This is a genomic window from Pedobacter riviphilus (assembly GCF_014692875.1).
GTDB lineage: Bacteria > Bacteroidota > Bacteroidia > Sphingobacteriales > Sphingobacteriaceae > Pedobacter > Pedobacter riviphilus.
Genome location: NZ_CP061171.1, coordinates 1,413,792 through 1,426,288, shown reverse-complemented (window position 1 = coordinate 1,426,288; position 12,497 = coordinate 1,413,792). Strand labels below are relative to the sequence as shown.

10 protein-coding genes are annotated in these 12,497 nt (G+C 38.7%); 4 read left to right on the top strand and 6 right to left on the bottom strand.

Annotation, left to right across the window (positions count from 1 at the left end; translation table 11 throughout):
* Positions 1 to 253: 253 nt before the first annotated feature.
* Together H9N25_RS05880 and H9N25_RS05875 are read left to right on the top strand one after the other, a co-directional pair.
* On the top strand, positions 254 to 1,303 hold the full coding sequence (locus tag H9N25_RS05880; protein ID WP_190328261.1) for an alpha/beta fold hydrolase: 1,050 nt from the start codon (positions 254 to 256) through the stop codon (positions 1,301 to 1,303).
* A 46-nt stretch (positions 1,304 to 1,349) separates the two neighbouring features.
* Complete coding sequence (locus tag H9N25_RS05875; RefSeq protein ID WP_190328260.1) at positions 1,350 to 1,808, top strand: organic hydroperoxide resistance protein; 459 nt, start codon at positions 1,350 to 1,352, stop codon at positions 1,806 to 1,808.
* A 72-nt stretch (positions 1,809 to 1,880) separates the two neighbouring features.
* On the opposite strand, the gene H9N25_RS05870 is transcribed toward H9N25_RS05875, so the two are convergent.
* Positions 1,881 to 2,348 carry an Lrp/AsnC family transcriptional regulator gene (locus tag H9N25_RS05870; protein WP_190328259.1) on the bottom strand — a complete coding sequence of 156 codons (468 nt, stop codon included), beginning with the start codon at positions 2,346 to 2,348 and terminating at the stop codon, positions 1,881 to 1,883.
* 558 nt (positions 2,349 to 2,906) lie between these two features.
* Between H9N25_RS05870 and H9N25_RS05865 the strand changes: the two genes are divergently transcribed.
* Together H9N25_RS05865 and H9N25_RS05860 are read left to right on the top strand one after the other, a co-directional pair.
* A complete protein-coding gene (locus H9N25_RS05865; RefSeq protein ID WP_190328258.1) occupies positions 2,907 to 3,404 on the top strand; it encodes a hypothetical protein in 498 nt (165 codons plus the stop codon).
* Positions 3,401 to 4,156, top strand: coding sequence for an oxygenase MpaB family protein (locus H9N25_RS05860; RefSeq protein ID WP_223833610.1), 756 nt, complete (start codon positions 3,401 to 3,403; stop codon positions 4,154 to 4,156). Before H9N25_RS05865 ends, H9N25_RS05860 begins: the two co-directional genes overlap by 4 nt.
* 48 nt (positions 4,157 to 4,204) lie before the next feature.
* On the opposite strand, the gene H9N25_RS05855 is transcribed toward H9N25_RS05860, so the two are convergent.
* Genes H9N25_RS05855 through H9N25_RS05835 form a run of 5 tightly spaced genes read right to left on the bottom strand, consistent with a single transcriptional unit; the run spans position 4,205 to position 12,497 of the window.
* Complete coding sequence (locus H9N25_RS05855; protein ID WP_190328257.1) at positions 4,205 to 5,932, bottom strand: RagB/SusD family nutrient uptake outer membrane protein; 1,728 nt, start codon at positions 5,930 to 5,932, stop codon at positions 4,205 to 4,207.
* Positions 5,933 to 5,955: 23 nt separating this feature from the next.
* A complete protein-coding gene (locus H9N25_RS05850) occupies positions 5,956 to 9,189 on the bottom strand; it encodes a SusC/RagA family TonB-linked outer membrane protein (protein WP_190328256.1) in 3,234 nt (1,077 codons plus the stop codon).
* A 28-nt stretch (positions 9,190 to 9,217) separates the two neighbouring features.
* Positions 9,218 to 10,156 (bottom strand): fasciclin domain-containing protein, encoded by a 939-nt coding sequence (locus tag H9N25_RS05845; RefSeq protein WP_190328255.1) that lies wholly within the window; start codon positions 10,154 to 10,156, stop codon positions 9,218 to 9,220.
* Positions 10,042 to 10,650, bottom strand: coding sequence for a fasciclin domain-containing protein (locus H9N25_RS05840; RefSeq protein ID WP_190328254.1), 609 nt, complete (start codon positions 10,648 to 10,650; stop codon positions 10,042 to 10,044). The genes H9N25_RS05845 and H9N25_RS05840 overlap by 115 nt, the downstream gene beginning before the upstream one ends.
* Before the next feature lie 32 nt (positions 10,651 to 10,682).
* Positions 10,683 to 12,497, bottom strand: a complete 1,815-nt coding sequence (locus H9N25_RS05835; protein ID WP_190328253.1) for a fasciclin domain-containing protein — start codon at positions 12,495 to 12,497, stop codon at positions 10,683 to 10,685.

Below are 12,497 nucleotides of genomic sequence, written 5' to 3'. Positions count from 1 at the left end.
AGATCTGTGTTTGGTTAAAGTAATTAGCAAAACGTATAAGAGGTTAACAATAAAAATGTATCAACACGATAGCCGACACAAAATGATGACCATCCCTTTGGATTCAATTACAGTCCTGCCCAGGCTTAAAAATGTATAAATCAAAACCTAATTTGTCTATTTCATCCCGAAAAGGCTAATCTCCTCTTTCCAACCGCATTAATTTTGACATACCTAACGGAGTAAAACATTAATTATCAACAAATTTTAACAAATGGAAAATCAAAATAATTATAGCCGCCGACGCTTTTTAAGTCTAGCCGCTTTAACCGTGGCCGTGGCAGAACTTGGGGGGTTAAACCTTTTGAATGCCAAAGAAACTACCAAAAACAAAACCGACAATAATAAAACGCACAGCAATACATCTTTTGATACGATAAAACAGATTCATGCAGGCGTGCTAAATATGGGTTATGCAGAAAGTGGCCCAGCAGATGGCAAGCCCATTATACTGTTACACGGATGGCCCTATACAATTCATAGTTATGCTGATGTAGCAGCTTTGCTTTCTGCAGAAGGATACCGGGTAATTGTTCCACACTTTCGTGGCCATGGCAGTACACAGTTTCTTTCACCAAAAACGCCAAGAAATGGACAACAATCGGCCATTGCTGCAGATATTATTGCCTTAATGGATGCCTTAAAGATAGATAAAGCAGTAATTGGCGGTTTTGATTGGGGAGCAAGAACGGCAAATATTATGGCAGCATTATGGCCTGAGCGCTGTAAAGCAATGGTTTCCGTAAGCGGATACCTTATTGGAAGCCAGGAAGTAAACCAAAAACCACTGTTGCCTAAAGCAGAATTATCATGGTGGTATCAATTCTATTTTGCAACTGAACGCGGCCGTTTAGGATATGAAGCTAACCGAAAAGATTTTGCAAAACTGATCTGGCAAACCGCATCTCCAGAATGGAAATTCACTGATGCCATTTTCGAAAAGTCGGCAGTTGAACTGGATAATCCAGATCATGTTGCTATTGTAATCCATAATTACAGGTGGAGATTGGGGCTGGCAGAAGGGGAAGCGAAATACGATAAATATGAAAAAATATTAGCCACATTTCCAGCAATAACAGTTCCGACCATTACGCTAGAAGGCGATGCCAATGGCGCGCCACATGGTAATCCAAGTGATTATGCAGCTAAGTTTAAAGGTAAATATGCACACTACAATCTTAGTGCTGGCATTGGCCATAATCTTCCTCAGGAAGCACCTAAAGCATTTGCAGATGCCATTATCCAAGCGGCAATGATGGCCTAAACTATTCGCCTTAAAAATTTAAATATTCACAATAAAATTTAAAAAAATGAAAAATCAAAATGTAATCGAATCCGCAAATACTTTAAATGTAGTCATCAACAAAGTGCTTTATACTGGAAAAGTTCATGTAAGTGGTGGCCGCGAGGGCTTCGCAAAAAGTAGTGATGGAGCGCTTGACACCGCACTATCATCTCCTGGCAGTACAGGAAAAGGAACCAACCCTGAGCAATTATTTGCTGCAGGCTGGGCTGCATGTTTTATTGGTGCCATGAAACATAATGCGCCTCAACTTAAAATTGCACTTCCTGCTGATGCTGCAATCGATGCAGAAGTTGATCTGGCTTTGGCCGATAGTGGTTTTAGCCTTCAGGCAAGATTAAATGTAGTTTTACCCGGACTTACTTACGAAGAAGCAAAAACAGTGGTTGAGGCCGCGCACCAAACCTGTCCGTATTCTAAAGCTACCCGTGGTAATATTAATGTACAGATCAATGTGGTTATATAAGCTATAAAAATCAAAAAGGCACTTCAGATTAAAATTGGGGTGCTTTTTTGACGTATAAACTTAATGATCTTGTCATACAGGCAAAGCGGTTTCGCGTTTAGCCTGCGTAATTACAAGTGAACTATTAAGAGTACCAATATTATCCAAACGACCGAATTTATTAATCAGAAAATCGTTATAAGCAATCATATTTCTTGCAACAACTTTTAACATAAAATCAAAGCCTCCGGTAGTATGGTAACATTCCAGTACCTCATCGAGTTTGCTTACTTCCTGCTGAAATAACCTGAAGGTATTAACAGAATGGTTGGTAAGCTGAACCTGCAAATAGCAGATCATACAGTTCTCGAATTTATTGGGATCAATTAATGCCACTACCGAAGAAATAAATCCTAAACGTTCTAAGCGTTTTACACGTTCCTGAATGGGCGATTTTGACAAATGCAGCATAGCAGCCAATTCCTTATAGGTTAGCCTTGCATCTTTTTGTAATAGTGTTAAAATATCTCTGTCAGTTTGGTCAGGGGTGTATAATTCCATTATAGTGGTTAGTCTATTTATTTTTTTTCTAGGCTTAGTTTATAATGAATATCCAAATATATAAAATACGCTCCATTAAACCCTTAAGCAGCGCACAAAAAAAAGAACAAAATTTCGATCGTAAGTATAATTAAAACTACCAGCAGAATTAAATTCCGCAAAAACTTATCCAACAGGACATTTTCCGTATTTATCAGCCATCTTCGTTTTAATTGTCAATGTGACAGATATTTGTTTAACGAATGAAACAATTGCGAGAAGCAATGCGTTAATTTAGTTTAGTTAATGATAACAAGAGCTCCAGCGCGATGCTGGCGCTTTTGCTTTTTAAAAAGCATATTATTACTCAGTATAAACTTGCAATAAATCGCCTCCCTACTCTACAAGATCTAAGCTGAACTGAGCTTCTATTTCCAACTGGATACAGAAGATAAAAAATTCATTGTGTCGAAAATCTTTAACTTTTTTTGGAATATTCAATTTTTAGCTTTTACTTTGAAATACAAAGTACTTTACAAAACAAAAATACATCTATTCCACTCCCTTACTAACAGACACATGGGCGCCGAAGAATTAAAATTAAGAGTACGTTCAAAAATATATGTCTATACGATCATTACAGGGTTGGCCATAAGCGGATTAACCGCTTTCCCATTAGAGACAGAAATGGCTTATCTAATTAAATACGGTGCAATTTTACCACGTAGTCTTCAAATCTGGCTTGGAGCGGTTTATCAGGCTCTTAAAAATACAAACCTGCACTATCCATTTTTAAGTTATGGCACTGATTGGTTAGCTTTTGCACACATCATGCTGGCCGTACTTTTTATCGGCCCACTAAAAGATCCTATCAAAAACAAATGGGTAATCGAATTTGGTATCATTTGTTGTATCGCGATTATTCCATTGGCCTTAATTGCCGGAAATATTCGTCACATTCCAATATTTTGGCAAATGATAGACTGTTCTTTTGGCATCATTGGCATTATCCCGCTGATACTATGCCGTATCAACATCAAAAAAATTGAAATATTAGAAGAGCATTATGGATTATGAACTTTGTAGGTAAACATTCTATCGTAAGGAAAATATGGGGCAACACAGATGTTGTTCTTTTTATTTTTGCCGGCGCCGCAGCAGAATTTAGCCTGAATAAAGCTGTTGATTGGTTGTATTTTACAGGCAAACTGCCTAAAGATCCGTTGGGAAGATTGTTTTCTACTGTTGCCTACGCGCAAAAAATCGTATTTTCCACTTTAGCTGAAGCCAATGCAGCGATAGATCAGATTACCATGATCCATCAGCATGTTGAAGCAGGAAGAAGTGCTAAAATTCCAGATTGGGCCTATAGAGATGTATTATTTATGCTGATTGACTATTCTATCCGAGCCTTCGAAGTGCTGGAAAGAAAACTCACGCTAACAGAAAAAGAGGAAATATTTACTACTTTCTATCGAGTTGGGCATCGCATGGAAATAAACGGGCTCCCAACCGATTTTGCGGCATGGCAAATGATGCATGAGCAACAGCTGCAGGAAAACTTAATTTATAGCTGCTTTTCTCATGATCTTTATGATCAGTATAAAAAACACCTGGGTTCTCTGCGATATTCTTTAATGCGAAAAATTCAGGCACTCATCGTTCCATTCAAAGTAAATGAATTACTTAAACTGGGGGAAGGAAAACCGATTAAACCAATACTTACTTTATACAAATTAAGTAGGAAACTGAAGATAAACAAACCTTTAAGAAACTTGATTCTCCCGGCAGCGTACAAGGCGCAGATTTTGAGTCTCGAAGCTTTTTAAACATAATAAGCAGATGATCTAGTCAGATTATCTGCTTATTATATTTTTCTATTTCCAATCAAATGGCAAATACCAATTAGCCGGATCCATTAATTTTTGCCTGGTAAGGCTGGCATTAGGATTGCCTGCTTTTAACAATTTTTGATAAATGCGATCTGCAAGAAAGGCCGGGTTATTCTGCCTGCGGGCAATACGAACTAAATCTGGCCAGCGATTACCTTCAAAAGCAAGCTCTAATGCAGCTTCATCAATTAACTTGCCTTCTAAACCAACCATATCCGTTTGGTAACTTACATCGATAGCATTTACTACTGCCCTACCTCTAATGCCACAGTTACGGTACCAGGTACCCGAAACATCGTTATTTTTTCTGGCATCGAAATAATAAGGTGAAGTTTGCGGATAAGGTGTAATCATAGTATTTAACTCCGCTACCGAAACAGGCGCTTGGGCTCCGGCAGTAATGGTACCTACGTAATAAGTATTCCTAATCCCCGTGTTTAACAATGCCCAGCCCAACTTGGTCTGTCCGTCTCTATTAGCCGCTTCAGAAAAACGAAGGTGTAATAAAGGTGCTCTATAAATCCCCCATTTACCGCCATTATCGGTTAGTTTGGTAATTTCATCACCCATTGCAGAAGTATTGAATGATAATTTGCTTCTTGGATCGAATGGAACACCACCATAGGTAATTTGGCTGTTCCAGAGATCTTTTACAGCTTGCGAGGGTTTAATCTGATAACTTTTTAACGGCGAACATAAATCAATCATAGGATTTACAGGTTTAAATGCGGTATTGTAAGGCATAGCCCAAAACCATTCCGAACTCCACGCGCTTGAAGTTGTTGGCAAACCAAAGATAGCCCTCCAGCCAGCATCTACACTGTTGATTAAACTAGTAGGATCTTGTCCGCTTCTGCTAAATAAGATGGCTAAATTCGCATAAGCAGGATCTCCGGAGTTATTGATTTTATAAAAATTAAATCTAAAGTTATCATTTCCGTTATTGTTTTCAGCATTCATCAATTTGGCATAATTTTCTGCCGCTTTAATGTAATTTCCCTTCCACAAATAAAGATCGCCTAACAGAAAGGCTTTAGAAGCAAACAATTTTTGGGTACTGTTAGCATCAATGGTAACCAGCAAGGATGTTCCTGCTGGGTATGCATAAGCTTCCTTATATGGCAGGCTCTCGTTAAAGGCAATTAATTTATCCAAGAGCTGGTCAAATGGTGTTTTCGGATAATTAGACAGGTTTTTTAAGTCATCTACTGTTTCAATCGCATCGGTAATATAAGGTATGCTGCCATATTGAATACCTAAATGCAGGTAAATCCAGCTCCTTAATGTGGCAATATCTGAGTAGCGTTTGTTGTAATCATCAACACTCATCCGGCGATCATCGACCATCATTTTAAAGTTCTTGAGCACATCGTTACAATTCACAATCACCTGATAATATGGCCTTGGATCAACATATTGATTGTTTTTTGTTTCAGTATGCGATGATAGTTCCTGCAAATCGGTACTTGATTTGGAGGTAACATCCATTAAATCGCCACGCAATTCGTTCTGCAGGATGTAGAGTTTTTCCAAGCCCAAAAATTGACCGTAAATACCAATAACCGCAGCATCTGCGTCGGATACTGTTTTAAAAGCATTTACACTATCCAATTTATCTTCGGTTGGTACGTCAAGCATTTTTTTGCAAGACCACGAACCTGCCGATAAAATACCCAACAGTAAAAGGGATGCAATTTTTTTATTTATGTTCATTTTCATGAGTATATCTTTCTTAATTATAAACCAACTCTAACGCCTAGTTGAAATGACCTGAACTGCGGTTCAAGTGTGGTATCTACACCCTGGCTAAATAAACTTCCTGAGTTGCTAAATTCTGGATCATAGCCTAAATAATTGGTTACGGTAAATAGGTTATTAGCCGTAGCATAAATTTTCGCGTACTTAATGGCCTTCAGTTTTAAGGGTACGTTATAGGTTACATTAACGGTTCTCAAACGTAAATAAGAGCCATCTTCTATCCAGCGGTCAGAAAAACGGGCATTCCCCACCGGGTCTCCATAAGCAGCCTTTGGTACTGATGTAATTTGTCCATCACCTTTCCACCTGTTGCTAATATTTGGTGTTTGGTTATAATAAGTACTTCCAGATTCAAGCTGTGCCCTGGTATAATTGTAAACATCGTTACCGCTAACAAAAGTGATTAAAGCATCTAAACTCCAGTTTTTGTAAGTGAAGGTATTGTTAAGACTTCCAAATAAATTAGGGTTAGGATTGCCAATAACGGTGCGGTCGGCATCATCAATGATTTTGTCGCCATTATTATCGATAAATCTAACATCACCTCCTGTAAATGGTACCAGCGCTCCAGAACTGTTGCGGCTAGATAAGCCTGAGGCGGCGGCCTCTGCATTGGTCGCAAAAACACCATTGGTTTTATAACCGTAAAACTGATTGGCCGACTGACCAACCTGGCTGATATAAGCACCGCCTGCATAACTGGTTATCACTGAATTTCCATCAGGTAAACTGGTAATTTTATTGGTTGATGTACCGATGGTTAAACCTGCATCCCATTTTATTTTTTTATTTAGAATCCGGCCATTTAAGGCTAAATCTAAACCATTTGTCTGCATGCCACCATTATTGTTGATAAAAGAAGCAGTACCCGTAACAACGCTTAGCAATTGATAGCTTAACATATTTTTGGTGCTGTTTCTCCAATAATCTAAACTGATGCTTAGGCGTTCGCTAAAAAAGGAACCATCAATACCAGTATTAAACTTGCGTACGGTTTCCCATTGCAGATTGGGATTGGCAAAATTACCTGTTACTATACCCCTAATACCCAATACATTTTGAGTGGTATAATATTTTCTTGCCGTATAATTCCCTACATCATCATTTCCAACTAAACCATAACTCATTCTTAATTTCAACAGGTCAACACGGTGTAAATTGCGCATAAATTTCTCTGAAGAGATTATCCAGGCAGCACCAATAGCAGGTAAAACGGCATAACGGCTTCCATTGATTCTCAAACCATTGTCGAAGTTTAAGAAACCCTGACCGGTCTTTGCACCAAAGCGCGAGGAGCCATCAACAGCCATGGAGAAGTTAGCAAGGTATTTATCGGCATAACTATAATTGGCAGACAGGTAATTGTTTAGCGTACGCCATTTCCCTATATCGCCACCAAATGTTCTAAAAGCCGCATTACTGTTCCCAATACTGATCAACTCATCTGTTGCCGAGTTAAAACCCAAAGCATAGTCCTGCTCGCTTTCGCTCCGCGAATAACGTGTACCTACAATTGCATGCAGTTTGCTGTATAAACCAAAAGATTGATCGTAAGTTAAGCGCAGATCGTTAAACACATTGAAAAATCTTCCTACCTGTGTACCTAAACGGCTATCACCTACATAATTGGAAAGTGTATCGTTGGTTACTCCTTTTCTTGGAATAAAAAGTGTTTCCTGTGTTTTATCGTAGGTTACACCGCTGAGGTTAGATAGTTTAAAGTTTTTGTTGAAAGTAAAATCGAAGTTGATGTTACCATAAAACCGATAAGCCTTTTTCAAATTTTGCCCCTTCTCGATTAAGGCTCTTGGATTACTCACCTGTAAGGTATCATAATCGGCTAAATTTGGCGAAACGGCCCCAGCTGAGTTTATTTCATTCCTGGCCATAAAAGGCGATTTAACCAAAGCTAAGAACAGCGGATTGGTTACGGGCGCAATTCCCTGATCTTTTAAGCGCTGCTCGGTATAGGTAAACGATAAACTGGTGCTTCCCTGCAGCTTTTTGGTCAGGTTTAAGTCACTGTTAAAGCGTGTGCTGTATTTTAAATTATCGGTGCTATCAATTACGCCCCTATCTCTGGCATAAGCGGCAGAAAGTGCGTACTTCGCAATATTATCACCACCGGTTACCTTTAAAAAATAATTCTGATCGAAACTGCTTTTTAATACTTCATTCTGCCAATTGGTTTCGTTGTGGTATTTAAAATAATCGGGGTTGGTTGGACTATCGTTCATATAAGGTTTTGAAGCAATAGCGCTATTGCTTAATCCCTGGCTTTTTAAGATGTCAGAAAGATATAACCTGTAATCAGATGCTCCCATTACCGGTAAGTTTTTAGGTTTGAAATTGAAACCTGCGTAACCAGAAAAATCGATATTGGTGGCCAGATCGTGCGCCCGGTTGGTGGTAATTAATACCACTCCATTTGCCGCTTTTACCCCATAAGTTGCTGCCAAAGCTGCATCTTTAATGATACTGATATTTTCAATATCCCGAACATCGATAAATTGAAGCGGGTTGTTAACATGACCTTTAATGAGCGAAGTACCGTAATTATTGGCATCGAAAATCATCCCATCAACCACATATAAAGGTTGATTTGTAGCGTACAAAGAATTAAATCCTCTGATGAGCACATCGGCACCTACTCCAGGTGTTCCGGAACGCCTGGTAACTTTAACCCCTGCGGCCCTGCCTTGGATGTAACTCGTTACACTTTCGGAGTTACTTGCCCAATTGCCCTGCACACTTACATTACTTACGGCTGGTATTGCCCGTGCCTGGGAAACATTACCTATAGGCGTAACCACCTCATTATAAACCGAGGTAAATGATAGCGGGTAAAGTTTAGTTCTGATTTCTTTGTCTTTGTAAACGGGTAGTACCTTAGTTTGGAAACCATTGCCCGAAATAATAATACTGGCCTTGTAATCGGATACCACTACTGTAAACCTTCCTTTTTCGTCGGTAATGGCGGCATTAAATCCTGTAACTGTAATGTTAATGCCCACTAAAGGCTTATTGGTATTTCCATCGAGTACAACTCCCCTTATTTTTTCACCCTTAACTGCGCGGGCCTTTACTTTTATGGTAGTGGTATCCGTTTCGGTTTTCATCGAATCTACTTCCTGTGCCTGTGCGGCTAAGCCAAACACCAGTAAGCAAATCAATATGCCCCAAACTTTTTTTATCGTTGTAAAATTATACATAGTATTTTTTTGAAAGCAAGATTCATAATTAAGGTAAAACTGGTTCGAAGCGGAGATAATCCAATATGAGTGTACTTACATTTACACTCGTACTGTTTGCAGCGGTTAACCTCACTTGAAAATTGCCAAAGTCTGAAGGCGTATATTCGCCTAAGTAGGCTTCGTTATAGGTTAAGGGGTTTACCAAATGGGTATAAAACAAAGTATAACTTAATGTGGCAGGGTTATAAAAGAAGTAACGCTGCGTAAATGCCGTTACCTGTGGGTCGCCGGGTAAACCAGAAATAGCTCTTGCATATACTTTGTATTTTACAACCGGTAGATTGGCTTTATAATAAAACACACCAAATTCGGCATACTTATGGTCGTAAACCTCAATATCGTTAAAGGTTTTCCCTAAATTATCAAGTTTGGTACGGTATAAAACCGTTCGAGCAGCATTGAAAGACTGTGGTTTTTCACCTTCTATTTTAAATTCTGGCACTTTATCTTTTAAACGGAAAGGCAATGCATTTACCACATGCACCATCCCATTACTGGCACGATAGGAACGGATAATATTGGCTTTATTGATTGGCACTTTTACCCCTTTTAAAGAGATAAGTGTATCTGGCAACTTTTCAATCGGATAAACTCCTTTTATGGTTAAATCTTTAACCAGAAAGAACGAAGCATTTAAATTCGGATTTATACTTGGATAATAGGTTGAAAGTTTTGATGATTCGGCTGTAAAGGCGGCATCCTGTAGTATAAAATAAGTATATTGTTGACTTTCATCTCTTAGATCGGCTACATTTACCCAATAAGTGTTTCTGGATATCATTGGCGGGTTAGGTGCAAAAATGGGATTACCTAAATTGTTATAACCAATAATAGTGGCGTTTGCAGTATCGATAACGGTAACCGATAGATTATTGATATAGTTTTTTGCAAAGTACCATCGGTACTGGTTAGCATATAATCCCAAATATTCTGTTTGGTTGGAACAGCTTGATCTACGGCATATAACACCCCATTTTTTACAAACTGGCCAGCGCCCGAAACAGTGCCTTCTTCAAATTTTGTGCTGGTAAAAACACCAAACTTATTGTTAAGCAGTTTTAACCTTGTGGTATCGCCTTCTTTGTTTAGCGGATAAGTAGATAGCGCAATATGGTTGGCTACAAAATCTTTCAATTTTGCAGGATCAGAAATAATTGCCATATCTAAATTGGCTAAAGCCTGGTTGGTTGGTGCCCAAACCGTATAATTTTGTGCACTTGCAAGCACCTTATCATAACCCGTAGTTTTAACATAACCGTTAAAAACACTTAGGTTAGCCTGAGCATCGAGCTTTTGAGCAAGATCTAAACTGTTATCTACATTGGTAAGCTCGTTATGCAATTCCAGGTTATCTTTACAGGAATACAAAACTGTGCAGATACTGAGCAGGGCAACATATATTATATATTTTCTAGTCATTATTTTTATTATTAGTTCAATGGCTCAATTAGTTATGGTCGTTTATAAATAAGGCCCGACGGACTAAATCTTGGATAGTTCTGATCATCATCAATCGGGATAAAGTGAATCATATCCATATTCATAACTCCGGTTCCATTACCACGCAGTGTAGTAAACCTAACCCAATGTTTATCTGTTGTTTTAATATCTACTACACCGGCCAATTTACCAACCATAACCGACCATAAATTATTCTGTGAGATGGGCTGTAAACCATTTACACCGCTACTTACATCAGCCGTTGTAGCCATATAGCGTTTAAAACCGTTGGTTAACATTAATCCATCTGCAGAGGCCAAAGCAGCATTGGCGGTAGGTACACCAGAACTAACTAATGTTTGGGCGAAATCGACTAAGTTTGGCAATAATTGTTCTTGTGTTGTTCCTACATCTACCCCAACCTGTGTAAGCGGCCCGGAGCCATTGTAGGTATAACAGATCCAAACTTTGTATTTACCTTTTACCAGCATAGGGGTTCTGATTTCCATCCAGATAGAACGTGCGGTATTACTGGTGGTTGGGTTAAATTGAATTACATCTCTATTGGCATAACTCCTACCATCAGATGCACCGATTGGTGTTGAAGAAACAGCATATACAGGGCCTATTGTGTTTGACCGGTAAGCATCAAGTCTAATACCTGCAGTAATTAACTTTCCATTTTGTAAAAGCGGAATGCTTTGTCCGGGTGCCCGCCAGGCAGCTAATAATTTCAACTCTGGCTGATCGCCTATATCGAAGAAAACACCAGTAGGAACCCTCGGTTTAATTTTGTAAAAACCTTTCGATTCGTGTAAAACCCCATTCGAAGTAGTAACATTGCTAAAAGTTCTGTTTACTTCTACACCTGGTTCTATCACCCCATTAAATTCATCATCATTTAATAAGATTTTCGTTCCCACTAATTTGGTGGTTATAATTTCGCTTGGCACCAACGTTGTCAATGAAGGTGAAGAAACAATATCAGGTGTATAACTTGCTCCGGTTGAAATATGGTAAGCTACATACATCCACAAACTATCGGTATGGCTTTTCGGATTGCCTGTTTTTGAAAGTTTGGCTTTTAAAGCAGCATAATTGTTAAAACCCGCAGCTTGCAATGCCGAATCGGATTCGAGAATTACCGTCTGAAAACGACGTGTAGTATCAGGAATTGCCGATTGTACATAGTTTAACGAGTCGTAAAAACCTGTTTCTTTTAAAGCCTGGGTAAAAATACCATATCTGTTATTGCTTTCGATGGTGGAAGCCAGTGTTTTAGTTGAAGGGATTAATACATGATCGATAACATGGATAATTCCATTGCCTACGCGAACATTAGATTGTGTAATCAATGCCTGTTTATTGATGATAAAACTACTTACACCATCTTTAAACGTAACACCTGTTTGCAGATACTGACCATAGAGGGTGATCTGGGTTAACTTCCCGTCGGTAAATTTGCCTGTAGCAACGGTATCAGGCAAAACGTGGAAACGAACAACGTCTTTCAGTTCTGTAGCTGATAATTGATCGATTGCTGTTTTATTTAAACTTTTCAACCAATCGTTAACGGCATTATTATCAGGCGTAAATATGGTGTATTTACCATAAGCTGCCAAATAACCTTTTGTACCCGATCTTTCTAAGATTTGGGTAAACAAAGAAAATTTATCGGGATTTTTCTCCAAAAACCCGGTAATGTTAACATCATCAGTAGTACTTAATGTTAAACTTTCTCTTTTACAGGCATTAAGCACGAAAATTATAAATGCGCTGAGTATAACCAAATAGGTAATGTTTCGGATGTCTAATTTCACTTTCAT